25 protein-coding genes are annotated in these 24,402 nt (G+C 72.6%); 11 read left to right on the top strand and 14 right to left on the bottom strand.

What is annotated here, in order from left to right; all coding sequences use genetic code 11:
- The first annotated feature begins 40 nt into the window (after positions 1–40).
- Positions 41–2,137: an iron ABC transporter permease gene (locus ASF35_RS14235; protein ID WP_055968818.1), complete on the top strand. Its 2,097-nt coding sequence runs from the start codon at positions 41–43 to the stop codon at positions 2,135–2,137.
- Between the two features lie 4 nt (positions 2,138–2,141).
- On the opposite strand, the gene prfB is transcribed toward ASF35_RS14235, so the two are convergent.
- The gene (prfB, locus tag ASF35_RS14240) at positions 2,142–3,254 is read right to left on the bottom strand and encodes a peptide chain release factor 2 (RefSeq protein ID WP_055968820.1); all 1,113 of its coding nucleotides are present in this window, start codon (positions 3,252–3,254) and stop codon (positions 2,142–2,144) included.
- Positions 3,255–3,304: 50 nt separating this feature from the next.
- Entirely contained in the window at positions 3,305–5,299 is a 1,995-nt protein-coding gene (locus ASF35_RS14245) for a cutinase family protein (RefSeq protein ID WP_055968821.1), read from the bottom strand.
- Between ASF35_RS14245 and ASF35_RS14250 the strand changes: the two genes are divergently transcribed.
- Positions 5,298–5,708, top strand: a complete 411-nt coding sequence (locus tag ASF35_RS14250; RefSeq protein WP_055968822.1) for an HIT family protein — start codon at positions 5,298–5,300, stop codon at positions 5,706–5,708. The two genes, ASF35_RS14245 and ASF35_RS14250, sit on opposite strands and share 2 nt — an antisense overlap.
- A gap of 54 nt (positions 5,709–5,762) precedes the next feature.
- On the top strand, positions 5,763–6,281 hold the full coding sequence (locus ASF35_RS14255) for a hypothetical protein (protein WP_055968824.1): 519 nt from the start codon (positions 5,763–5,765) through the stop codon (positions 6,279–6,281).
- An 81-nt stretch (positions 6,282–6,362) separates the two neighbouring features.
- Here ASF35_RS14255 and ASF35_RS14260 read toward each other — a convergent pair whose 3' ends face one another.
- The 10 genes from ASF35_RS14260 to ASF35_RS14300 form a co-directional block, all read right to left on the bottom strand.
- Entirely contained in the window at positions 6,363–6,950 is a 588-nt protein-coding gene (locus ASF35_RS14260; protein WP_055968825.1) for a hypothetical protein, read from the bottom strand.
- 106 nt (positions 6,951–7,056) lie between these two features.
- Positions 7,057–7,983 carry a class A beta-lactamase gene (gene bla / locus ASF35_RS14265; RefSeq protein ID WP_055968826.1) on the bottom strand — a complete coding sequence of 309 codons (927 nt, stop codon included), beginning with the start codon at positions 7,981–7,983 and terminating at the stop codon, positions 7,057–7,059.
- Between the two features lie 134 nt (positions 7,984–8,117).
- A complete protein-coding gene (locus ASF35_RS14270; RefSeq protein ID WP_082495533.1) occupies positions 8,118–8,528 on the bottom strand; it encodes a pilus assembly protein TadG-related protein in 411 nt (136 codons plus the stop codon).
- On the bottom strand, positions 8,525–8,947 hold the full coding sequence (locus ASF35_RS14275; RefSeq protein ID WP_055968829.1) for a hypothetical protein: 423 nt from the start codon (positions 8,945–8,947) through the stop codon (positions 8,525–8,527). Before ASF35_RS14275 ends, ASF35_RS14270 begins: the two co-directional genes overlap by 4 nt.
- Positions 8,944–9,342, bottom strand: a complete 399-nt coding sequence (locus tag ASF35_RS14280) for a TadE family protein (protein ID WP_055970213.1) — start codon at positions 9,340–9,342, stop codon at positions 8,944–8,946. Before ASF35_RS14280 ends, ASF35_RS14275 begins: the two co-directional genes overlap by 4 nt.
- Positions 9,339–9,500, bottom strand: a complete 162-nt coding sequence (locus ASF35_RS18120) for a DUF5302 domain-containing protein (protein WP_156364647.1) — start codon at positions 9,498–9,500, stop codon at positions 9,339–9,341. The genes ASF35_RS14280 and ASF35_RS18120 overlap by 4 nt, the downstream gene beginning before the upstream one ends.
- Before the next feature lie 100 nt (positions 9,501–9,600).
- Positions 9,601–9,783 carry a hypothetical protein gene (locus ASF35_RS14285; protein ID WP_055968831.1) on the bottom strand — a complete coding sequence of 61 codons (183 nt, stop codon included), beginning with the start codon at positions 9,781–9,783 and terminating at the stop codon, positions 9,601–9,603.
- 9 nt (positions 9,784–9,792) lie between these two features.
- Positions 9,793–10,701, bottom strand: coding sequence for a type II secretion system F family protein (locus tag ASF35_RS14290; RefSeq protein WP_055968833.1), 909 nt, complete (start codon positions 10,699–10,701; stop codon positions 9,793–9,795).
- The gene (locus ASF35_RS14295; RefSeq protein WP_055968835.1) at positions 10,698–11,549 is read right to left on the bottom strand and encodes a type II secretion system F family protein; all 852 of its coding nucleotides are present in this window, start codon (positions 11,547–11,549) and stop codon (positions 10,698–10,700) included. Before ASF35_RS14295 ends, ASF35_RS14290 begins: the two co-directional genes overlap by 4 nt.
- Positions 11,537–12,787, bottom strand: a complete 1,251-nt coding sequence (locus ASF35_RS14300; protein WP_055968837.1) for a CpaF family protein — start codon at positions 12,785–12,787, stop codon at positions 11,537–11,539. Before ASF35_RS14300 ends, ASF35_RS14295 begins: the two co-directional genes overlap by 13 nt.
- A 358-nt stretch (positions 12,788–13,145) precedes the next feature.
- Here ASF35_RS14300 and ASF35_RS14305 point away from each other — a divergent pair, with 358 nt between their 5' ends.
- The 8 genes from ASF35_RS14305 to ASF35_RS14340 all read left to right on the top strand — a co-directional run bounded on the left by ASF35_RS14305 (position 13,146) and on the right by ASF35_RS14340 (position 22,568).
- Positions 13,146–13,601, top strand: a complete 456-nt coding sequence (locus ASF35_RS14305) for a hypothetical protein (RefSeq protein WP_156364653.1) — start codon at positions 13,146–13,148, stop codon at positions 13,599–13,601.
- A 166-nt stretch (positions 13,602–13,767) separates the two neighbouring features.
- The gene (locus tag ASF35_RS14310; protein WP_055968841.1) at positions 13,768–14,490 is read left to right on the top strand and encodes a response regulator transcription factor; all 723 of its coding nucleotides are present in this window, start codon (positions 13,768–13,770) and stop codon (positions 14,488–14,490) included.
- Between the two features lie 22 nt (positions 14,491–14,512).
- Entirely contained in the window at positions 14,513–15,952 is a 1,440-nt protein-coding gene (locus ASF35_RS14315) for a cell wall metabolism sensor histidine kinase WalK (RefSeq protein ID WP_055968843.1), read from the top strand.
- A gap of 77 nt (positions 15,953–16,029) precedes the next feature.
- Positions 16,030–18,171: a glycosyltransferase family 39 protein gene (locus ASF35_RS14320; protein WP_200931781.1), complete on the top strand. Its 2,142-nt coding sequence runs from the start codon at positions 16,030–16,032 to the stop codon at positions 18,169–18,171.
- A complete protein-coding gene (locus tag ASF35_RS14325; RefSeq protein ID WP_055968845.1) occupies positions 18,168–19,397 on the top strand; it encodes a bifunctional glycosyltransferase family 2/GtrA family protein in 1,230 nt (409 codons plus the stop codon). The genes ASF35_RS14320 and ASF35_RS14325 overlap by 4 nt, the downstream gene beginning before the upstream one ends.
- 61 nt (positions 19,398–19,458) lie before the next feature.
- A complete protein-coding gene (locus ASF35_RS14330; protein ID WP_055968846.1) occupies positions 19,459–21,207 on the top strand; it encodes a TPM domain-containing protein in 1,749 nt (582 codons plus the stop codon).
- Between the two features lie 74 nt (positions 21,208–21,281).
- The gene (locus ASF35_RS14335; protein ID WP_055968848.1) at positions 21,282–22,058 is read left to right on the top strand and encodes a PspA/IM30 family protein; all 777 of its coding nucleotides are present in this window, start codon (positions 21,282–21,284) and stop codon (positions 22,056–22,058) included.
- Between the two features lie 24 nt (positions 22,059–22,082).
- The gene (locus ASF35_RS14340) at positions 22,083–22,568 is read left to right on the top strand and encodes a DUF2505 domain-containing protein (protein ID WP_055968850.1); all 486 of its coding nucleotides are present in this window, start codon (positions 22,083–22,085) and stop codon (positions 22,566–22,568) included.
- 90 nt (positions 22,569–22,658) lie between these two features.
- On the opposite strand, the gene ASF35_RS14345 is transcribed toward ASF35_RS14340, so the two are convergent.
- Complete coding sequence (locus tag ASF35_RS14345) at positions 22,659–22,970, bottom strand: hypothetical protein (RefSeq protein WP_055968853.1); 312 nt, start codon at positions 22,968–22,970, stop codon at positions 22,659–22,661.
- Position 22,971: 1 nt separating this feature from the next.
- Positions 22,972–24,372, bottom strand: a complete 1,401-nt coding sequence (locus ASF35_RS14350) for a wax ester/triacylglycerol synthase family O-acyltransferase (protein ID WP_055968855.1) — start codon at positions 24,370–24,372, stop codon at positions 22,972–22,974.
- Positions 24,373–24,402 lie beyond the last annotated feature (30 nt).

Below are 24,402 nucleotides of genomic sequence, written 5' to 3' on the forward strand. Positions count from 1 at the left end.
CTGGACCCCGAGGCCACGACCGCATGACCCTCACGGCCCCATGACCCTGACGGCAGAGCGCCCCGGCGTCGAGGAGCACACCTCCCCGACGCCGGTCGGCGCGCCCACCTCCGTGTGGAGGGTCGCGGTCGTGGCCCTCGGGCTGTTGATCGCCATCGCCGTGGTGGCGGCCGTGCACGTGGTGCAGGGCACCGCCGACGTCGGCGTTCCGGAGCTGTGGGGCTGGCTCACCGGGACCGGGTCGGGGCAGGCGACCGCGGTCGTCGTCGAGTCACGTCTGCCGCGCCTGGCCGCGGGCGTGGTCGTGGGCCTGTCCCTCGGCGTCGCCGGCGCCGTGATGCAGTCGGTGGCGCGCAACATGCTGGCCTCCCCCGACACGCTCGCGGTGAACTCCGGAGCGTTCCTCGCTGTCACCGTCGGCGCGACGGTCGGCGTGCCGTCGGTGATCGCGGGCGACCTCGTGCTCGCCTTCGGTGGCGGCCTCCTCGCGGCTCTCGTCGTCTTCGCGCTGGCGGGCACCGAGTACGGCACCGTCCGGCTGGTGCTCGCGGGCACCGTGATCTCGCTGGGCTTCATGGCGATCTCGACGATGCTGATCATCCTCGACCCGCAGGGCGCCATCGGCCTGCAGGCGTGGCAGGCGGGGACGCTCAGCCAGAACGGCTTCGGCACGCTGCGCCTGATGGCCCCGCTCATGGTCGCGGTGGTGGCCGTGACGCTGCTGCACGCGCGACGCCTCGACCTGCTCACCCTCGGCGACGACGAGGCCCGGTCGCTGGGCGTGCCGGTGCGCCGGACCCAGCTGACGGTGATCGTCCTGGCCGTCCTGCTCTCGGCGGTCTCCGTGACCGTGGCCGGGCCCATCGGCTTCATCGGTCTCGTCGCCCCCGCCCTCGTGCGGCTGGGCACGTCGCGGGTCAAGGGCCTGCACCGTCACCGTGCGCTCGTGCCGCTGTCGGGCCTGGCCGGCGTGGCGGTGGTGCTGCTCGCCGACGTGACGGTGCGGGCGGTCATGGGCTCCCAACGGGCGGTGCAGGTGCCCACCGGGGTGGCCACCACGATCCTCGGCGCGGTGGTGCTGGTCGGCTTCGCGATGCGGCTGCGCGCATCACGGCTGGACGAGGCGGGCAACGCGCTCGACGTGCGCGGACTGGGGGTGCGTCGCCCCGGTCTGCTGATCGGCGTGCTGGTGGTCCTGCTGGTGGTCGTCGCGGGCGCGTCGATGCTGGTGGGCGACCGGATGTTCCTGGTCGGCGACCTGCTCAACTGGCTCGCCGGCCGCGGTGGCCCGATCACGTCGAGCGTCATGGACGCCCGGGCGCCGCGGATCGTCGCGGCCGTGCTCGCCGGGGTCGCGCTGGCCGTGTCAGGTGCACTCATCCAGGGCGTGACCCGCAACCCCCTCGCGGACCCGACCCTGCTCGGCGTGTCCGGAGGCGCCTCGGTCGGGGCCGTCGTCGTGGTCACTGCGGTGCCGGCCGCGAGCTTCTGGGCGATCTCGGGGGCGAGCGTGGCCGGGGCGCTGCTGGCCGCGACGCTCGTGTTCGGCCTCGCCGCGCGCAGCGGCTTCGCCACCGACCGGCTCGTGCTGCTGGGCGTGGGCGTGGCCTACGGCGCCACGGCCACCGTGACCGTGCTGATCGTGGCCACCGACCCGTTCAACGCGGCCAAGGCACTCACCTGGCTGTCGGGGTCGACCTACGGCCGCGCCTACGAGCACCTGACGCCGCTCGTGGTCGCGTGCGTCGTCCTGCTGCCGATCGCCTTCGCGGCGTCACGTCGTCTCGACCTGCTGTCGGTCGACGAGGACACGCCGCGCGTGGTCGGGGTGGACCCCGCCCGTTCGCGTCTGCTGCTGCTCGGCAGCGGCACGCTGCTCACGGCGGCGGCGGTCTCGGTCATCGGCGTCGTCGGCTTCGTGGGGCTCGTGGCGCCCCACGCCGCACGTGCTCTGGTGGGGCGGCGTCACCGTCTCGTGATCCCGGTGGCGGCACTGCTGGGCGCGATCGTGCTGAGCCTGTCGGACCTGCTCGGTCGCACGGTCGTGGCGCCGACGCAGCTGTCGGCCAGCCTGCTGACCGCGGCCATCGGCACGCCGTACTTCCTGTACCTGCTGCACCGGTCGCGGCGCACCTAGGGCGTCAGGCGTTCGCCGTCTCCTGGTTCTTGCGCCAGCGGATGCCGGCCTCGATGAAGTCGTCGATCTCGCCGTCGAGGACGGCTTGGGTCTGGCCGGTCTCGTGATCGGTGCGCAGGTCCTTGACCATCTGGTACGGGTTGAGCACGTAGTTGCGCATCTGGTCGCCCCACGACGCCTGCACGTCGCCGCGCAGCTCATCGAGGTGGGCACGCTCCTCGGCCTTCTTGAGCGCGAGCAGCTTGGCCTTGAGGATCACCATGGCGCTGGCCTTGTTCTGCAGCTGGCTCTTCTCGTTCTGGCAGCTGACGACCACGCCGGTGGGGATGTGGGTGAGCCGTACCGCGGAGTCGGTTGTGTTGACGGACTGACCGCCCGGACCGGACGAGCGGTACACGTCGACGCGGATCTCCTCCTCCGGGACGTCGATCTCGTCGGTCTGCTCGAGCACGGGCACGACCTCGATGGCCGCGAACGAAGTCTGGCGTCGGCCCTGGTTGTCGAAGGGCGAGATGCGCACGAGCCGGTGCGTGCCGGACTCCACGGACAGGGTGCCGTAGGCGTACGGGGCCTTGACCGCGAAGGTGGTCGACTTGATGCCGGCCTCCTCGGCGTAGGAGGTGTCGTAGATCTGGACGGGGTATCCGTGCCGCTCGGCCCAGCGGATGTACATGCGCTGCAGCATCAGCGCGAAGTCGGCCGCGTCCACACCGCCGGCGCCGGAGCGGATCGAGACGAGGGCCTCGCGCTCGTCGTACTCACCCGAGAGCAGCGTGCGGACCTCCAGCGACTCGACGAGGGCTTTCAGGCGGGTCAGCTCGGTCTCGGCCTCGGCGAGGGAGTCGGCGTCGCCCTCCTCCTGGGAGAGCTCGACCAGCACCTCGAGGTCGTCGAGACGGCTGCGCAGCTCGACGATGCGCTCCATCTGCGACTGCAGCACGGAGAGGCGACCGGTGACGCGCTGGGCGTTCGCCTGGTCGTCCCAGAGGTCGGGTGCGCCGACCTCCTCCTGCAGCTCGTCGATCTCGGTCTGCATCGCGTCGAGGTCGAGGACCTTCTCGATGGAGGTCAGGGTCGCACTGAGCTCCTTGATCTGCTCTGCGAAGTCGGTGGCCACCTGTCGAGGCTACCGCCAGGGCCCCGGGCGCGGCCGCTCGGCCGGGCGGTTCAGCGGTCGCCGAGACGGTCGAGCACCAGACGGCCCAGGGCCGCGCCCAGGTCGAGGGTCTCCTGCGCGGAGTAGTCCGCGTGCCGCTCGATCGAGGCGTCGGGACCGGCGTCACAGACCGCGTCACCCTCGTGGCACAGCGCGAGGGTGCGTGCGGCGACGTCGTCGGGCAGGTCGGTCGTCGCGGCCCGCGCGAACGAGGACATCGGGACGACGCCACCGACCTTCGGGACGGACCGGGTGGTCCACGAGGTCGACCAGATCATCTCCCTCGCGTCCGGGACGGTGCTGGGGTCGGCGAGGAGGCCGACGGCGGCGACGGCGTCGCGACCCGCCCCGTCGGCCTGGACCAGTCCGGCTCGCACGGCGGCAGCACCCTGGGAGGCACCCACGAGGACCACCAGGCTGTCGGGGCAGCGACGCGCGACGTCGGCGATGAGCGCCGCGACGGCGTCGGCGCCACCACGCAGGCTCGCCGAGAACGTGGGCCAGTCGACCGAGTCGTCGGCCGGCGGGTACCCGGCCGCCGCGTACCGGACGGGCACCACCGTGAACGAGGTGGCCGGACGGGCCTCCTGCACCGTCGAGTAGGCACCGTGCAGCACGCCGAACGTCGGGACTCCCGTCCCGCCGAAGGCCGCGTCCTCGTAGGCGTCCGAGCCCTGCGGCGCCTCGCCCGAGCCACGTGCCCCGACCAGGACCACGTCGACGCAGGGCACCTGCGGTGCGTCCTCGGCGAGCCACGTGCTGCCCGTGCCCGGCGTGAAGCCCTGCCACGGAACCACCAGCGCGCCGTACCCCCGCACGGCGGCGCCGGTGCCGAAGGCCGCGGGCCCCGTCGGGCTCCCCCAGTCGACGTGGCGGGCGTCGGCGAACCCGTCGGAGTCGAGGCCGGCGGCGGAGGCCGCGACCGATCCACGCCACTGGGCGGACCCGCCCCGGACGACTCGCAGTGCGGTGTCGGCACCGGACACGTGCGACCGCCCGAGGTCGGCGTGCCCGCGCCGAGCGACCCGGATGCCCGGCCAGTCGCCCGCTCGGGGGGCCGTCGACGTGGACGTGAAGGTGGTGGTGCCCGAGCGACCGGCCCGCAGGGTCCCGTGGACGGTGAGGGCGTGGCCGGCGGAGCGCACCACCACGCCGTCCTCCACCGTGAGGGTGGCGCCCGCCGCGACGTCGACCGGACCGGTGAGCACGACGGTGCTTCCCGCCGCCCAGGTGACCTGGCCCGTGATCGTGCCGGAGACCGTGCGCGACGGCTCGGCCGCAGGCTGCGCCGGCGGAGTGGGAGTCGCGCTCGAGCCGGTCGCCGGAGGCGGCGCCACCGTGACGGTGACAGTGGGACTGACGGCCGCGGCACGGTATGCGTCGCGCGGCGCGACGACGCGCACGGAGGAGGTGCCGACCGGCAGCTCGAGACCGACGTCGTAGCGGCTGCCGGCGCCCACCCTGCCGTCGGCGGCCCGCCGCCAGGCGCCCGCGACCCGGCGCTCGAGACGGACCGGCGCGCCCGTCCGCGCGTTCCTCACGAGACCCCTCACCTGCACGAACGTCCACGCCGCGGACCGGCGCTCGACGGACAGGCTCACGCTGCTGCCCCGGAGCACGTCCACGCGCCGGACACCACTGGTCACCGCCTTCCGCTTGCCTGCGGCCGGCACCCGGACGCGATAGGACCAGCGACCGGGTGACGCCGCGGCGGTGCGTGCCGTGAATCGCCCGCGCGTCCCCGTGCGCACGGTGGAGAGGCTCAGCCAGCGACGGCCGCTCCAACGCTGCAGCACGACCTTGGTGCGACGAGGCGTGGACGTCACGGTCCCCGAGACGCTCACGCTCGCCCCGACCAGAGGAGTCGTGGGGGCGACCGTCAGCGACACGCGACGCGACGCCGCGTCGGCGGGCCCCAGCCCCGCGAGGACGAGTGCCACCACCAGGCCCGCCAGCAGCGCCGGCCGGCGCGCGGCGCGTGCGGTCGTGTGCTGGGATCGAGCCATGGCGTGCCTGTTCTGCGACGTGGTCAGTAGGAGCGAACCTGCCGAGGTGGTGCTCGACGAGCCGGCGGTCGTGGGGTTCTTGGACAATCGTCCCGTCTTCAGGGGTCACACGCTACTCGTCCCCCGCGTCCACGTGGACACGTTGCTCGAGCTCCCGGACGAGCTGACGGTCCCGCTGTTCTCCGCGGCCCGTCGCACTGCTGCGGCGATGACGTCGGCCCTGGGCGCCCAGGGCACGTTCGTGGCGATGAACAACGTGGTGTCGCAGAGCGTCCCCCACCTGCACGTGCACGTGGTCCCCCGCACCAAGGGCGACGGTCTGCGCGGCTTCTTCTGGCCCCGCACGACGTACGAGGAAGGCGAGGCGGCGGCCTACGCCGAGCGGCTGCGTCAGGTTCTCGTCGCCTGAGCGTCACCCGGAGGGGGTTGCGCCACGCCGGTTCCTCGGGTTGGCATGGAGGGCATGAACACATCGGGGAACAGCACCAGACCGTCCGTCCTCCGCCGCCTCGCGGTGCTCCTGACCGGCACGATGCTCGGTCTCGGCGCCGTGGTCGGCCTCTCCACGTCGGCCTCGGCGGTGACGCAGGCCCAGGCCGAGTCGGCGTTCAGAGCGGCCGGCATCACGTGGTCGTCGTCGGGCGGATGCACCGACCGGACCAACCCCACGTGCACGTCGTTCGACGGGCTGCGCCAGACCAGCGTGGACGGCGCTCGCACGTTGAGGTCCGCCAGCGGCTGCGCACTCAACATCACGGGCGGAACCGAGACCGGTCACGCGGGTGGCACCTACAGCCACGCGAACGGCTACAAGCTGGACTTCAGCCTCTCCAGCTGCCTGACGTCGTACGTGACGAACACGTTCACGTACGTCGGCACCCGCAGCGACGGAGCGCGGCTCTACCGGTCGGGAGCCGGCAACGAGTACGCCCAGGAGGGCAGCCACTGGGACGTCACCTTCCACACCTGCGGCGGCTGCTGACCCGGAGCCGCCCACGACCTGCTCGAACGGAGACGGCGCCCCACCCGGTGAGGGTGGGGCGCCGTCGTGCTGCGGAGGGAGTCAGGACAGCTTCTTCTGGCGGTAGAAGTCGTACTGGTCCGAGCCGATGCCGTACGACAGCTTGCGGTAGGTGGTGCCGTAGGTGCCGCGCTGCTCGACGGCCCAGTACTGGGTCTTGGCCGAGTTGGCCCACTTCTCGAACAGGACCACGTGGCGCGAGGTGCTCGTGCCGTTGGGGTCGATGATCGTGTCGCCCTTCCTGAGGTTGTTCTTGCTGGTGAACCTCGTGCTGACGCTGGAGTCGGCCAGACCGACCGTGTTGAGGCCGGGCTTGCCGTACGCGTAGGCCATGCTCACGAAGCCGGAGCAGTCCTGGCGGTAGCCGTCCTTCCAGTTCGAGACCTGGCTGTACGGGACGGGCTTGCCGTTGTTGGCCGTCAGCCACTTCTTGGCGCGCGTGATGACCGTGGCGCCGCTGATCGTCGCCTTGGTCTGGACGGTGTCGTCGCTGACGGCGGTGACGTTGCTGCCGCTCGTCTCGCCCTGGGTCGGCGCGAGCGAGGCGCCGGCGACCGACGTCCCGGCGAGCGGGGCGACGAGTGCGGCTCCGGCGACGGTGAGGGCGAGCTTCCTGCTGATGCGGTTCATGAATCCCCCCGAGGGATCTCGCCGGGCCTGTCCCGGCTCTCGTCGACGACGCTACGAGCGGGTGCTGCGAATTCGCTGCGAAGCCCCTGGGGGTCTCCGGGGTCGCTCAGTCGGCCTCGGGGTCGAACCCGGCGACGGCCACGCGGGTGGCGTCGGCGATGAGGTCGTTGTCGTACTCGGCGTCCTGCTCGGTCTTCGACGACATGATGACGAGCACGATCGGGTCGCCGTCGGCGCGGCGCAGCACGGCGATGTCGTTGCGGGTGCCGTAGGCGGCGGCGCCGGTCTTGTCGGCGACCTCCCAGTTGTCGGGGACGCCCGAGCGGATGAGGTCGTCACCGGTGGTGTTGCGGACCATCAGGTCGGTGAGCATGGCGCGCGCGTAGCCGTTGTTCACGGCGTCACCGTCGGCCGGGAGCAGCGTGAACGCGCGCAGGGTGGTGGCGAGCGCCTCGGGCGTGGTGGTGTCGCGGTCGTCGCCGGGGACGGCCTCGTTCAGCTCGGGCTCGATGCGCGACACGATCGTCGTCTCGTCGCCGATCTCGCGCAGCACGCCCTGCAGCTCCTCGGGCCCACCCAGCAGGTCGAACAGCAGGTTGCCGGCGGTGTTGTCGCTGTACCGCACGGCGGCGTCGGCGAGCTCACGGACCGTCAGGTCGGTCTCGCCCTCCTCGACGGCCTTCTCGAGCTCGGGCGAGTTCTCGACGAGGTCCTCCTCGCCCAGCTCGACCGTCTGGTCCAGCACGGAGCGCGGCTTCTCGTGCAGCAGCGCCCCCACGGCGAGCGCCTTGATGGTCGACGCGTACGCGAACCGCTCGTCGGCCCGGTGCTCGACGACCTGTCCGGTGCCGGTGTCGATGGCGTAGACGCCGAGGCGCGCGTCGTACTCCTCCTCCAGGTCGGCGAAGTCGGCCGAGAAGGTGGGCGACGCGGTGGCCGTCGGCTCCTCGCCGCCGTCCGGGGTGTCGTCCCCGCCGGTGCACCCGGCGAGCACGAGGGCGGCGGCGATCACGGGCAGCAGCAGACGACGCATGCCCCTATTCGACCAGATCGTCCCGAACGACCCTCCCTGACCCACATCCGTTTCGGACAGTTGAGGGGCGGTCAGGTCGGCCGGCACGACCCGGAAGTGTCCGAGACGGGCCCGCCCCGGCGAGTGGTACCGGGTCACGGGCGTCGAAGCTGCGACGACGCCTCCGCCGAGACGCGGGCCTGGTCGGGCCAGCCGGGCGGTGTGAACGGCAGCTCGACGTCACGCTCGAGCCGGACGCTCACCGTGTCACCCCGGACTGCGACGTCGACTCCGGCGACGTCCTCGCCCGCGAGGTAGCCGGCCACCAGCTGTCGCGACGCGGTGGGATCGAGCTCGATCGTCCGCTCGGCGTAGAAGGCGCCCTCGTCGAGACCGTCGGCCGCGGCCAGCGCGGCCCCGTCGGTCAGGTGGGCGAGCTCCTGACGCTGCAGGTACGCCGACGACGCGTTCACCACGACCGCGAGGAGCAGGCCGATCACCACGAGGAAGCCGATCGTCATGACCGTCACGCTGCCCCGCTCGTCGCGCTCCACCCGGCGCGTCATCGGCCCTCCCGGAACGAGCCGAACGGCTCGGTGTGGTCGGAGTCGACGGCGATGCCACCGATCCGCTCCCCCAGCGCCGACGGGGTGAGCGGCAGCGGCTGGAGGGTGCGCACCGACACCCGGACCGAGGACCCGGGCTGCAGGCACGCGTCCGGCGTCGGGAGGCAGGTGACCACCACGTCGGCGTCGACCCGTTGGTCGGCGAGCGCCACCGCTGCGGCCCTGCGCGCCCGTTCGGCGGCCGTGGCGGTGTCGGGCGCCTGCACATAGGCACGGGCCGCGGCCTTGCTGGCCGAGGAGACCCCGTAGGCGGCGCGCTGGGCGTCGAAGACCGCGATCATCACGTAGACGAACGGCACGAGCAGGAGCACCGTCAGCCAGACGAACTCCACCGGAGCCGAGCCGCGCTCGCACCTCACGGCTCCTCCTGCAGGAGCGCGCGACCGCGGACGTCGAGGGAGACGCTCGGCCCGAGGACCCCCAGCGCCGGCACCTCGGCACGCACCCGCACGACGAGCGCCGGGGCGCCGTCGACGGACCCCCGCGATGCCGTCACCGACCTCGCGAACCGCTCGGACAGGCTGCCCGAGATCATCCGACGCGTCCGCGCCACCGCCTCAGCGCTCGAGGCGCCGAGCGGGGCACCTGCTCGCGCGCCGTCGGACGCGGCGGCGGTGAGGGTGTTGCGGACGTGCAGCACGAGGCCCAGCTGCATGATGCCGAGCACGAGCGGGACGAGCACCACCAGAACCAGCACGTAGTCGACGACGGCCGACCCGCGCTCCTGGTGTGCTCGACGCTCGCGGCGGGTCAGACGCTCTTGCGGCGAAACTCCGGCTGGGCGATCGGCTTGTCGGCACCGTGCGACTTCTCGCTGCCGTCGTGCTCGGCGGTCTGGGCCGACGCGTGGTGCTTGCCGGCCTTCTTCTCGAGGGCCTCGCGCATCTTGGCCTTCAGGTCGTCGTTCGCCACGGTGCCTCCTAGGGTTCCGGCCACCGTACCCCCAGGGCACCCCGAACGGTGGCAGCATGCGAGCGCTCGCACTCGCGAGAGGTCGGCTCCGCACCGGACCTCAACGCACCGAGTCGAGCGCGTCCCTGAGCATCGAGCTCAGCTCCGGCCCGGCGATCGCCGCCAGCAGCGCGACGAGGCCGGCGGACATGACCGTGATCATGACCCACCCGGGCACGTCACCCCGTTCGTCGTGCGGGGGGTGCTGCAGTCGTTCGAGGACTCTTCTGTTCAGTCGTGACATGACGCTCCTTCAGCTGGAGAGGCGGAGGCCGACGAGGCCCGGGTAGAAGGCGAAGACGACGGTGACCGGCAGCACGAGGAAGACGACGGGGACCATCATCAGGATCTCCTTGCGGCCGCCGGCCTCCATCAGGTCGCGACGGGCGGTCTCGCGCACGTCGGCAGCCTGGGCGTGCAGCACGTCGACGAGCGGGGTGCCGCGGTCGACCGCGACGGCGAGCCCCTCGGCGAACCGGGCGATGCTCGCCACGCCCGTTCGGGCCGCGAGGGCGTCGAACGCCGCGGGCACGGTCCGCCCGGTCCGTACGTCGGCCAGGACGGTGCCGAGCTCGTCGGCCAGACCACCCCTCAGGACCTGGAGCACCCGCTCCAGCCCGGCCACCGGACTCTCCCCCGCAGCGACCGCCAGGGCGAGGAGGTCGGCCACGACGGGGAACTCCTCGGCCAGCCGGACCTCATGACGCTTGACCTGCGACGAGAGACAGGTGTCCCGCCCGAGGACGCCTGCGACGAAGCCGGTGACGCACACGACCATCAGGACCAGGGGCGACCCGCCGTACGTGGTCCACACGACGGTGCAGATCACCGAAGCCACGCCGAACCCGAGAGCACCCCAGACGAGCTGCTGGATGCGGAGCTCCTCGACGCCGTAGGGCGACCCGAGACGGGTCAGTCGTCGTTCGACGCTCGAGGCGCCACCGGTGACCCGCCCGACCATGTCACCGACCGAGCGCAGGAGCGGCCCGTAGACGGCACCTACGGTGCTGGTCGAGCGCGCCGACGTCGGCAGCACGTCGCCGAGGTAGGGATCGATCCGCATCATCGGGGTGGGGTGCCGAACGCGCCGCCAGGACGTGAGCACCAGGAGCAGACCGCTCGCGAGGACGGCACCGAGGACCGCTCCGACGACGGGACTCATGCGAGGACCCGCCGCTCCTGCGGAAGCCGACCGATCCACAGCATCAGCCGGAAGGCGACCACGCACACGACCGCGCCCACGGTCAGGACCACGGCCCCGGTGGTGGTGGCGTACCTGGCGACTACGTCCGGCTGCAGGCTGAGTGCGGCGAGGACCACCCACGGAGCACCGACGGCTAGCCGTGCGGCGTTCACGGTCCAGGACTGGCGCGCCTCGAGCTCACCGCGGGTCCGGGCCTCCTCGCGCAGGAAACCGGAGAGTGCGCGAAGCATGCGCCCCAGGTCCCCTCCGCCGACGTCGCGCGCAAGTCGCAGCGCCTCGACCACGCGATCGCCGGTCGGGTCGGCGAGGCGCACCTTCAGGCGGTCGAGGGCCGCGTCGAACCGTCCGGTGGACTGGTAGTCGCGCCCGAACCGCACGAAGGGTTCCCGCAGTCCCTCCGGACCCCGCTCCCCCAGCTGCACCACCGCCTCGGGGAGCGAGAGTCCGGCGCGCACCGCGGAGGCGAGGTTGTCGACGGCGTCGGGCCACAGGTCGGCGTGCTCCCGTGCACGCCGACGTGCGCGACCCCGCAACGTCGCCACGGGGAGCAGCGCCGCCAGCGCGCCGAAGACGAGACCGACGACCAGGACCCGCGACACGATCGTCATCACGAGACCGGCCACGAGGAACGACCCGCCGCACAGCCCGAACAGACCGGCCGGCGTCACCTCGGAGAGCCCGGCGGCGTCGAGCAGCTCGCGCAGCGAGCGGGTCGACCGACCCCGAGGTCGCGGGTGCGGGTCGGCCAGCGCCCACAGCACGAGCACGAGGCCCAGCCCCAGGACCAGTCCGATCAGGGCGCCCATCCGGGGTCCTCCTCGGGCACCAGGACGTCGTCGAGATCGATGCCGACGCGCTCGAACGCGTCGCGCCGAGCCGGTCGACCGTGGCCGCGCCTCAGCGTGCCTCCTTCGCGCTTGAAGACCGTCTCGGTCTCGATGAGACCGTTCTCGACCCTCCCGGTGACCGCCGCGACCTCCTGCACGGCTCGCCTGCCCGCGTGGTCGATGGAGGTGTGGACGACGAGGTCGACGGAGGTCGCGACGGTCGGCACCACGAAGTCGCTCGTGATGTTCGCCCCGGCGAGCAGCGGGAGCGTGCAGAGCTTGGTGAGCGCCTGACGGGCCGAGCTCGCGTGCACGCTGGCCATCCCGGGGAGACCGGCGTTGAGGGCGAGCAGCATGTCGAGACACTCGGCGGAGCGGACCTCGCCCACCACGATGCGACTCGGGCGCATGCGAAGCGCCTCCTTGACCAGCATCCGCAGATCCACCTCGCCGGTCCCCTCGAGGCCGGCCTGGCGGGACTGGAGCGCGACCCAGTCGGGGTGGCGTCCGCACTGCAGCTCGAAGACCTCCTCGACCGTCAGCAGACGTTGCGACCCAGGGATCGCGGCGGCCAGGCAGTTCAACAGGGTCGTCTTCCCTGCCTGCGTCCCCCCGGACACGACGACGTTCAACCCCGCCACGACGCTTGCTCGCAGGAACCGTGCGGCCGTGGCGTCGATGGTCCCGAGGGTCACGAGGTCGTCCAGCGAGTGGGCCCGCGCGACGAACTTGCGAATGTTGACCGCACTGAACCCGCGCGAGATGCCCTCCAGGACCACGTGCAGGCGGTGACCTCCGGGCAGCATCGCGTCCACGAACGGCTGCGACACGTCGAGCCTGCGGCCGGACGACGACAGCATCCGCTCGACCAGCTCGCGCACCTGCGCAGCCGTGAGGATCACCGACGTCAGCTCGTGCTTGCCGTCGCGCGCGACGAACACCCGGTCCGGCTCGTTGATCCACACCTCCTCGACCGTCGGGTCGTCGAGGAACGCCTGCAACGGCCCGAACCCGGCCACGTCGGCGACGATGCCGCCCACGATCCGGTCCGGTTCGTCGAGGGAGCGCACCGCACCCGTCAGCGACCGCTTCTCGTGCTCGGCCACCACGTCGATCGCGAGCTGGCGCACCGCGTCGGCCTCGACCTGGGGATCGATGCGACGGCGGCGCACCTGCTCGCGGACCTCGTCCGCGAGCGTCGCCTGAACTGGATCCACCTCGCCCTTCCCCCGAAAAGTCCTGCAGTGCCGGAGAGTCTCCCAAAGAAGACCCCATCCGTGAAGGCCCTCGTACGCAGGGTGTGGACGGACGTCCGGACTCAGGTCGGTGGACGTCGGCGGCAGGCGTCCCGCTGTGGCGGGGAGGCGACCCAGAAGTCGCGCCCACCTTCGCGTGAGCCTCGAGCCACGCCGAGGCACCCTGAGAGCAAGAGGTCCTTCCAAGGACTAGCGGCGAAAGACCCGGGTCGCCTACCCTGTGTGGTGTCGGCCACGCGGAAATGGTCCTGAAGAACTAGGGACCATCGCCTCGTGACCTGCCAGCATCTTCATGGGAGTGGGGAGAAGTGGTTTCAACATGACGATCACACATGTGGCCGAGCGCCCGTCGAGCGACGACGCGTTCTCCCGTCATGCCTGCGTGCTCGAGCTGGTCGTCGGCGCCGCGCTCATCCCCGCGCGCGAGGGGCTGAGCCCCGTGCTCGAGCTCGTCGCCACCGCGGCCCGCGAGGACAGCCTCACCCCCGAGACCGCCTTCGACCTCGGTCAGCAGCTGCGCCTCGTCACCGGTGACGAACCGACCGACGACGACCTGGAGGGCCACCTGCTGCTGCGCGCCCTGCTGTCGGAGCTCATCGAGTACGCGAGCCTCGTCGAGGGCGTGCACGTCGACGACCTCGAGCCGCTCGTCGACCACCTCATCGCCGTCGGCGACCTCGCCGAGGCGCGCCGCACCATGCACCTCGCCGAGATCGCGCGTGCTCGCGTGCGCGCCCTCGAAGCCCCCGTGGCCGCCGACCTCGGCGCCGCCTGAGAGCAGCACGGACCCACCAGCACCCTCCGCCCACACCCAGGGCCGGAGGGTGTCTCCGTCTCGGCACGCCGAGCACTCGCCTCGCGGACCCGGCCGCACCAGCGCTCACAGGAACGTCACAGGTGACTCACGGACAGCCGACGGACAGCCCCTCCACACTGGAGACATGAACGCCGCCCTCACGCGCGCCGACGGCAGCCGGCTGCGGGTCCTCGTGGTCGACGACGAGCCCAACATCGCCGAGCTGCTCATGATGGCCCTGCGCTACGAGGGCTGGGAGGTGCGCACCGCTGGCACGGGCCGCACGGCCGTGAACGCCGCACGCGAGTTCGGACCCGACGTGGTCGTCCTCGACTGGATGCTCCCCGACTTCGACGGCCTCGAGGTGCTGCGCCGCATCCGCCAGCGCGACGAGCACGTGCCCGTCCTCTTCCTCACCGCGCGCGACGCCGTGGAGGACCGCGTGGCCGGGCTGACCGCCGGCGGCGACGACTACGTGACCAAGCCGTTCAGCCTCGAGGAAGTCGTGGCCCGCGTGCGCGCTCTCGTGCGGCGCACCGGCGCCCGGGAGGCCCGTGCCGAGCACGTGGTGGTCGTCGGCGACCTGGTCCTCGACGAGGACAGCCGCGACGTGACCCGGGCCGGCACCGCGATCGAGCTCACCGCCACCGAGTTCGAGCTGCTGCGCTTCCTCATGCGCAACCCGCGCCGCGTGCTCAGCAAGGCGCAGATCCTCGACCGGGTGTGGAACTACGACTTCGGTGGGCAGGCCAACGTCGTTGAGCTCTACATCTCCTACCTGCGCAAGAAGATCGACGCCGGTCGCGAGCCCATGATCCACACCAAGCGTGGAGCCGGGTACGTGCTCAAGCCGGTCGAGCCCGCGTGAGCGAGACCGTGCGAGCGTCGCGATGAGCCTGACCCGACGACTCGTCCTCACCGTCGTGGCGCTCGTCGTCGCCGTCAGCCTGCTCGTCGCCGGTGCGGCGACCCTCGTCATGCGCGCCTACCTGACCGACCGCCTCGACGCCGAGCTCGCGCAGTCCACCGAACGCGCCCGGGTCCAGGCCGGCGGGAACCCGGTCGGCGACGGACCCGGTGGTCCGTTCGGCTCGCGCCCCCGGCCCAGCGCCCTGTGCGGCGAGCCCCCGCGGCCGTCCCTCGGCCAGTCCGCCCGCAGCCTCACCGCCGTCTACACCGACGACTGCCGAGCCGGTGTGCAGATCACCGAGAGCGCGGGGCTGCGTCCGCTCTCCAGCTCCGCCCTCGACGCGCTGGCCGACGTCGACCCCGACGACGAGCCCCTCACCGTCGACCTCCCCGGCCTCGGCTCCGTGCGCGTGGCCGCCACGACCACCGCCGACGGCACCGTCGTCGTCCAGGGCCTGCCGACCAGCGACCTCGACGAGACGCTCACCCGCCTGCTCTGGTGGGAGGCGCTGCTGACCGTGCTCGGCGCGGCGGCCGCCGGGCTCGTGGGCGTCGTCCTCGTGCGCCGCCAGCTCCGTCCCCTGCGCGAGGTCGCGGCCACCGCCCACGAGGTGACCACCCTCCCGCTCGACAGCGGCGTGGTGGGCCGCACCGTCCGCGTGCCCGAGAAGCTGACCGACCCCGGCAACGAGGTGGGCCAGGTGGGCGAGGCCCTCAACCGGCTGCTCACGCACGTGGAGCAGGCCCTCGACGCCCGGCACGAGAGCGAGCAGCAGGTCCGCCAGTTCCTCGCCGACGCCTCCCACGAGCTGAGGACGCCCCTGTCGACGATCCGCGGCTACGCCGAGCTGGGTCGGCGCACCGGGACCGACCAGCTGACCAAGGTGGAGTCCGAGGCCGCGCGCATGTCGACCCTCGTCGACGACATGCTGCTGCTTGCTCGGCTCGACTCCGGCCGCCCGCTGGAGCGCGAGCCCGTCGACCTGAGCCTCCTGCTCGCCGAGTCCGTGAGCGACGCCCGCGTGGTCGACGGTGGGCACACCTGGCGCCTCGAGCTCCCCGACGAGCCGATCGAGGTGCCCGGCGACGCACTCCGCCTGCACCAGGCCGTCACCAACCTGCTCGGCAACGCCTCCCGGCACACCCCACCCGGCACCGTGGTCACGGCACGGCTCCGCCTCCCCGACGCGGACCACGCCGTCGTCGAGGTGCACGACGACGGGCCCGGCATCGGACCCGACCTGCTGCCCGTGGTGTTCGAGCGCTTCACCCGCGGCGACTCGTCGCGCACCCGCGAGTCCGGCGGCGCCGGCCTGGGCACGTCCCTCGTCGCGGCCATCGCCGAGGCCCACGGCGGCACGGTCGCCGTCACCAGCGAGCCCGGCAGCACCACCTTCGGCATCACGCTCCCCCGGACCTGACGGCCCGCCGACACCTCACAGCAGCGGCACAGTCCGCCGAGGGCGCCACCCCAGGAGCGCCGTCGAGCATCGGCGACATGGACCAGACCGCCACGATGCCCGACACCCACCAGACCCGCAGCACCCCCGACGCCGGCTCCTTCGACGGGCCCACGTCGAGGACGCCGGGGGTCCTCGCCCGAGCGTGGCGGGGCGACTCCGCCGACCACCCGGCGGCCCGACCGGCGCTGGTGCTGCTGCTCGTCGGCACCGCGGCGCTCTACCTCTGGGGCCTCGGCTCGTCCGGTTGGGCCAACTCCTTCTACTCGGCCGCCGCGCAGGCCGGGTCGGACTCGTGGAAGGCGATGTTCTTCGGCGCGTCCGACGCCGCCGGGTCCATCACCGTCGACAAGACCCCCCTGTCCATCTGGGTGATGGCTCTCTCGGTCCGGCTGTTCGGACTGTCCTCCTGGAGCATCCTGGTGCCGCAGGCCCTCATGGGGGTGGCCACCGTCGCGCTGCTGCACACGACGGTGCGCCGCACGACGGGCAACGCGTGGGCCGGGCTCGGTGCCGGGCTCGTGCTCGCCCTCACCCCGGTCGCCGTCCTGATGTTCCGGTTCAACAACCCCGACGCCCTGCTGGTGCTGCTCCTCGTCGGCGCGACGGCGGCGACCCTCCGTGCGCTCGAGGACCCCCGGCGTGCCGCGCGATGGCTGGCTCTCGGCGGGGCGCTCGTGGGCCTCGGCTTCCTGACCAAGATGCTCCAGGCGTTCCTCGTCCTCCCGGCGCTGGCCGGTGTCTACCTGCTGACCGCCTCCGTCCCCCTGGCCCGCCGTCTGGTCCACCTGGTCGTCGCCTTCGCGGCCATGGTCGTGGCCGGCGGCTGGTGGGTCCTGGCGGTCGAGCTCTGGCCCGCCTCGAGCCGCCCCTGGATCGGCGGCTCGCAGGACAACTCGATCCTCGAGCTGACCCTCGGCTACAACGGTCTCGGTCGGTTGAACGGCAACGAGGTGGGGTCCGTCGGCGGCGGCGGGATGCCCGGTGGCGGCGGAGGCGGCTGGGGCGAGACCGGGCTGCTGCGCCTGTTCTCGAGCGAGATCGGCGGTCAGGTCGCGTGGCTGCTGCCGGCGGCGCTGCTCCTGCTGGTCGCGGCGCTCTGGCTCACCCTCCGCGCCGGTGAGGACCGTCGCACCCGTCCGGTCACGGCCGGGCTCGTCGTGTGGGGTCTCTGGCTCCTGGTCACGGGCCTGACGTTCAGCCTGATGGCCGGCATCTTCCATGCGTACTACACGGTGGCGCTCGCCCCGGCGATCGCCGCGATCCTGGGGATCGGCGGCCACGTGCTCTGGCAGCACCGGCACACCGTGACCGCGGCCGTCACCGCCGTGGCCGTGCTGCTGTCCACCGCGGCGATGGCGACGGTCCTGCTCGGACGCTCCGACGGCTTCCTGCCCTGGCTCGCGCCGCTCGTGGTCACGCTGGCCGGCGTCAGCGCGATCATGGTCGTGCTGCTGAAGTTCGTCCTCGCACGACTGCGTCGACGTGCCGGGCTCGCCGTCGCTCTCGCGAGCCTCGTCGCCCTGCTGGCCGGGCCCACGGCCTACGCCGTCGACACCGCGGGCAGCGCCCACACCGGGTCGATCCCGTCCGCCGGCCCCAGCACGGGCCGCGGCGGACTCGGCGCCGGCCCGGGAGGTGGACGCGGCCCCGGCGGTGGTCAGCCGCCGCAGCTGCAGGACGGCCGGACCGGCCAGGGACAGCCGCCCCAGGGCGCGGGACCGCAGGGGGCTCCGGGTGGGACCGGCACGGCCCCGGGCGGCGGAAACCAGGGCGGACCAGGAACCGGTGGACTGCTCGACGGCTCCACGTCGTCGGAGGCCATCGACGCCCTCCTCACCCAGGACGCGGGGTCGTACACCTGGGTGGCCGCGGCGATCGGCTCGAACAGCGCCTCGGGCTACCAGCTCTCCACCGAGGAGCCGGTCATGGCGATCGGCGGTTTCAACGGCTCGGACCCCTCCCCCACCCTGGCGCAGTTCCAGCAGCTCGTCGCCGACGGCGAGGTCCACTGGTTCATCGGCGGAGGCGGAGCAGGTGGACGCGGGGCAGGTGGACGCGGCGGTCCCGGCGCGAGCGGCGGCACGAGCACCCAGATCCAGGCGTGGGTCGAGGAGACGTTCACCGCGACCACGGTCGACGGCACCACGCTCTACGACCTGTCGGACGGGATCGCATGAGCGCGGCGCACCTCGCGGCCACGGCCGACACTTCGGGCTCGACCGTCCGCCGCACCGGGACCATCGACGTCGTCGTTCCCGTCCACAACGAGGAGCGAGCCCTGGTCGCGTCGGTCCTGACCGTCCTCGACCACCTGGCCACCCTGCCGTTCCCGTCTCGCGTCACGATCGCCGACAACGCCAGCACCGACCGCACCGCCGAGCTCGCCGACGCGCTCGCCGCGAAGCACGCGAGCGTCCGGGTGGTGAGGCTGGGCGAGAAGGGACGGGGCCGCGCGCTCAAGGCAGCCTGGTCGACGTCCGACGCCGACGTCCTCGTGTACATGGACGTCGACCTCTCGACCGACCTCAACGCCCTCCTGCCGCTCGTCGCACCCCTGCTGACCGGACACTCCGACCTCGCGATCGGGTCGCGGCTGGCCCGCAGCGCCAGGACGACCCGCGGCCCGCGGCGCGAGATCATCTCGCGCGGATACAACTACCTCCTGCGCGGCACCATGCGCGCCCGCTTCAGCGACGCCCAGTGCGGCTTCAAGGCGATCCGACGCGACGTGGCCGAGCGCCTGCTGCCCCTCGTCCACGACGACGCCTGGTTCTTCGACACCGAGCTGCTCGTCGTGGCCGAGCGGGCCGGGCTGCGCATCCACGAGGTGCCGGTCGACTGGGTCGACGACCCCGACAGCAGCGTCGACGTGGTCCGCACCGCGCTCGACGACCTGCGTGGGATGGCTCGCCTGGGCCTGGCGCTGGTGCGGGGGCAGGTGCCGGTGGCTCGGCTCGGCGAGGAGCTCGGTCGCGCCACGCGGCGCAGCGCCGGCGGTGGGGTGTCGGCGCAGCTGGTCGTGTTCGCCCTCGTGGGGGTGCTCTCGACGCTCGCGTACGCCGCGCTGTACCTCCTGCTCAGGTCGTCCCTCGGCGCCCAGGGGGCGAACATGGCGGCGCTGCTGGTCACCGCCGTCGCGAACACGGCCGCCAACCGACGCTTCACGTTCGGGGTTCGTGGTCGCGACCGGGCCGCCGTCCACCACCTGCAGGGGCTGGCGGTGCTCGCAGCTGGGGTCCTCGCGACGAGCGGCGCCCTCTGGACGCTCCACGACCTGGCCGGGACCGAGCACCGGGTGCTGGAGGTCGGGGTGCTCACCGCAGCCAACCTCGCGGTCACCGTCGCCCGGTTCGTCCTGATGCGGACCTGGATCTTCCGCACCGACGACCGGCAACCGGGTTGAGGCGGGCGCGCCGGGCCCGGCTGTTGTCCCGCGACCGCCCATCGGCCAAGATCGACACGTGATGTCACCCTCCGTCAGACGTGCCCTGGCCGTGACCGCGACGCTGCTCGCCCTGGCGATGGTGGGTGCGGGGCCGGCGGCAGCCGAGGACCCGATCGACGTCACGGGGAACATCACTGACCGCGCCGACGCCCTCGGCGGCGACACGGCCGAGGTCCAGACGGCGCTCGACGCCTACTACGAGCAGACCAACCGCCAGCTCTTCGTCGTCTACGTCAGCGACTTCGGCGGCCTCACCGGCTCGGAGTGGGCCGCGCAGACCGCCGAACGCTCGGGCCTCGGACGCGCCGACGTCCTCCTGGCGATCGCGCTCGACCAGCGCTCCTACGGCTACGACGCCGACGCCGAGGACTTCTCCGACGCCGACCTCGAGAAGGTCGACCGCGACTTCATCCTTCCCGCGCTGCGCCAGGACGACTGGGCGGGTGCGGCCGTCGGGGCGGCCGAGGGGCTCACCGAGGTGAGCCAGGACTCGGGCATCCCCTGGGGCTGGATCGTCGGCGGTGTGGGCCTCGCCGCTGCCGGCGGTGGCTACGCCATCCACCGCTCCCGTCGCCGCTACGACCACACCCACCCGGTGGTGGACGAGCACGGCCGACCGGTCGACCCCGCCAGCATCCTCACCGACGAGGAGCTCGAGGCGGCGGCGGCCAAGGCGCTCGTCGACGTCGACGACGCCCTCCAGTCCTCGGCCCAGGAGCTCGGCTTCGCCGAGGCGCAGTTCGGCACGACCGCCACCGCGGAGTTCCGCGCAGTGATCGAGGATGGTCGCTCCCGCGTCCGCGAGGCCTTCACCCTGCGTCAACGACTCGACGACGCCGAGCCCGAGACGGACGCCGAGCGCCGCACGCTCCACTCCCGGATCCTGCAGATCTGCGACGAGGTCGACGACGCCCTCGACGCCCAGGTGGAGCGCTTCGACGCCGTCCGCGACCTGCAGACGCGCGCTCCGGAGGCGGTGGTGGCGCTCCAGCCGGTCCTCGCCGCCACCGTCGAGCGGCTGCCCGCCTCCCGCGCCACGCTCGAGTCCCTGCAGTCCACGCACTCCGGCAGCGCGCTGGCCGCCGTGGCCGACAACGTCGTGCGGGCCGAGTCCCTGACGACCAAGGCCGCCGAGCAGGTCACCCTCGCCCAGGGCGCCCTCACGAGCGGTGACGCCGCGACCGCCGCCCTGCACCTGCGCACGGCCGAGGACGCCACCGCCCAGGCCACCGCCCTGCTCGACGCCATCGACACGGCCCGGACCGACCTCGAGACCATCCGCGACGACGCCGACGACCTGCTGGGACAGGTCGTGGCCACCGTCTCGGCGGTCACCACCTACGTCGAGACGCACCGCGGCGCGGTCGGCAGCACCGCCCGCACCCGGCTCTCCGAGGCTGCGCGCCTGCTCGACGAGGGACGGCTCGCCCTGACGGGTGACCCTGCCGGCGCCACCCGCACCCTCGAGCGCGCCGCGGCCCTCGTCAAGGAGGCCCAGTCGACGGCCGAGGCCGACGTGGCGGCGTGGCGATCGACCTCCGACCGCGACGACCTCTCCCTCGGCGGCATCCTCGGAGGGGGCGGCGGTGGCGGCGGTGGCCTGCCCCGACTGCCCGGTGGGTTCGGCGGCAGCTCCGGCCGGAGCCGCCGCCCCTCCCGCAGCAGCAGCTCCCGACGGAGCAGCTCCCGGAGCAGCAGCTCACGGCGCAGCAGCAGCCGACGCAGCGGCGGCGGACGTTCGCGGCGCAGCGGCGGCGGACGCTTCTGACATCCTGACCACCCACCCCGACACCAGCACCTCCCGACCCAGCACCCAGCACGCCGACCGGAAGAGAGAGCACCATGGCACAGAAGCAGTCCATCCTCGGACGCATCGCCCAGCTGACCCGCGCGAACGTCAACTCGATGCTGGACAAGGCCGAGGACCCCGAGAAGATGCTCGACCAGCTGGTCCGCGACTTCACCAACAGCATCGCCGAGGCCGAGGAGGCCGTGGCGCAGACCATCGGCAACCTCCGACTCGCCGAGGCCGACCACCGCGAGGACGTCGCGGCCGCCAAGGAGTGGGGCGGGAAGGCGATCGCCGCCTCCCAGAAGGCCGACGCCCTGCGCACGGCGGGCCAGACGGGCGAGGCCGACCGCTTCGACCAGCTCGCCAAGGTGGCGCTAGGCAAGCAGATCGGCTTCGAGAACGAGGCGAAGGCCGCCGCGCCCTCCATCGCGTCGCAGAACGAGACCGTCGAGAAGCTCAAGACCGGGCTCATCACCATGCGCACGCGTCTGGACGACCTGAAGACCCGCCGCGACCAGCTCGTGGCCCGCCAGAAGACGGCCGATGCGCAGTCGCAGGTGCAGCAGGCCGTCTCGTCCATCAACGTGCTCGACCCCACGAGCGAGCTCTCGCGCTTCGAGGAGAAGGTGCGCCGCGAGGAGGCACGGGTCGCCGGCCAGGCCGAGCTGGCCTCCTCCAGCCTGGACTCGCAGTTCGAGGAGCTCGAGGCCGACTCGACCGCCCTCGAGATCGAGGCGCGGCTGTCCGAGCTCAAGGGCCAGCTCGGGGCTGCCCCGGCCGGTCAGGTCGAGGCCGGCCAGGACGCCCCCGAACAGACCACGCCCTGATCCGAGACCTGCAAGGATGACGCCATGAAGTTCAACGAGACCTACTCCTACGGCGATGCCGACGTCGAGGCCGTGTTCGGCCTCATCTCCAGCCAGGAGTTCCGCACCGAGTCCGGTGAGGAGTCCGGCGCGAGCGACATCGACGTCGACGTCGACGAGTCCGGTGACGGCGTCACGATCACGATCGTGCGCACCCAGCCGGCCGAGATGCCCGACTTCGTCAAGAAGCTCACCGGCGACACCGTCAAGGTCAAGCAGACCGAGAAGTGGAGCGCTCCCGCCGCCGACGGCAGCCGCCGCGCCGACGTGAAGGTCAGCATCATCGGCCAGCCCGCGGAGATGCTCGGCACCGCGGTGCTCGAGTCCACGGGCGGCGGCACCGAGTTCACGGTCAACGGTGACGTCACGGTCAAGATCCCGTTCATCGGCAAGAAGATCGAGCCCGAGGTGGCCAAGGCCATCCGCGGCTCGCTGAAGAACGAGGTCGAGCTGGGCATGACCCGCCTCTGATCCAGCACCACGCGAAGGGCCCCGACCGGTCGGTCGGGGCCCTTCGTCGTGCCGCGCCGTGTCGTCCTGGTGCGGGGGCGTGCGGCGTGGTCAGCCGAGCAGGGAGAGCACGGCCTCGATCTCCTGCGGCGCGTACCAGGCGAGCTGACCGCTGCCGTCGGCGTCCACGTGGAGCGCCTCGACGTCCGACGCGGTGACGTCGGCCAGGGCCGTCGCGCCATCGATGTCCGTCGTCTCGACGTCGGCGACGACCACGACGGGGCCGTCCTCGGCCGCTGCGACGAGCGCCTCGTACTCGTGCTGCTCGTCCTCGGACTCCGCGGCCACCACCTCGCCGCCGAGCGCGCCACCGTCGCGCAGCCGGCGCAGGCCGTCGGCGTCGACGCCCACCCAGACCCGCACGTCAGACCCGTCGCGGCTTCTGGCGGCCGCGCGGGGCCCGCCCGCGCCGGGGTCCGACGGTCTCGACGAGCTCCTCCAGCGCCTCGCTGATGCACTGCCCCAGCACGTCGACGTCGGGCACGGCCTCACGGTCGGCGACGATGCCGAAGAACACGCGACCGTGGTACGACGTGACCGCGATCGACACGGCTCGATGGTCGATGAGCGGGATCGCCTGGTAGACCTCGGCCAGCTGCTCGCCCGCCATGTAGACGGGTTCCTGGGGGCCGGGGACGTTCGTGATCGTGATCTGGTGCCCGCGGGACGTCTCGGCGGCCGCGACGCGCGCGCCCACGGCGTGGAACGTCGACGTCGCGAACCCGGGCAGGCTCGCCAGCTGGTTGGCCGCCACGGCCGAGCCCGTCTCGCGGTGGTCCTTGAGGGCGTACGACACCTGGTGCAGGCGGACCACCGGGTTGGACTCGCCGACCGGCAGCGAGAGCAGGTGCCCGCGGACCTTGGACCCGAGCGACGTCGGCAGGCCGTCGTCGGCCACCACCGACATCGGCACCATGGCCCGGAAGCTGGTCTTGGCGGTGACCGGCTCGGCGCGGGTGAGCATCCACCCACGGATGCCACCCGTGATGGCCGCGAGGATGACGTCGTTCACGGTGCCGCCGTGCTGGTCGCGGACCCGGCGGTAGTCGTCCAGACAGGTGGAGAGCGTGGTGAACCGGCGGTGGCGGGACAGCTGCGCCGACAGCACGCCGCGCGTGGCGACCGGTCCGCCGCCCACGACCGGGAGGTGTCGCGCCACGCGACCGACGTTGAGCTCCGCGATCCGCAGCGCCTCGCCCGGATGACGCACGTTCCGCTCCAGCGTGGCCGAGACGGCGCCGAGCGGCCCGGGCGCGGAGCGCGGGTTCCAGTCCTCGTGAGGGATCTCGCGCACCCGGTCGGTCTCCTCGAGCAGCACCTGGGCGAGGTCGATCGTCTCCGACCCGTCGACGAGCGCCTGGTGGGCCTTGAACAGCAGCGCCACGCTGCCGTCCTCGAGGCCCTCGATGAGGTAGAGCTCCCACAGCGGACGGTCGAGGTCCAGCCTGCGGGCCACGAGCCGGCCGACCAGCTCGTGCAGCGCGTCGCGGGTCCCCGGACGTGGCAGGGCCGACCGCCGCACGTGAAGAGAGATGTCGAAGCCCTCGTCGTCGACCCACAGCGGGGTCCCCAGCGCCCCCGGAACCTTGCGCGGCACCTGGCGGTACCGCGGCACGATGTCGAGCCGCTCGTTGATGACACCGATCAGCCGGTCGTACGTCAACGCCCCGCCGGGCTCGAGGATCGCGAGCGACGCCACCTGGCGCGGGACGTCGGGACTGTCCTGGTTCAGGAACATCGCGTCCAGCGGACTCAGTCGCTGCATCTCACTCCTCACGGATCGCGACGAACCTAC

The organism is Aeromicrobium sp. Leaf291 (assembly GCF_001423365.1).
Lineage (GTDB): Bacteria > Actinomycetota > Actinomycetes > Propionibacteriales > Nocardioidaceae > Aeromicrobium.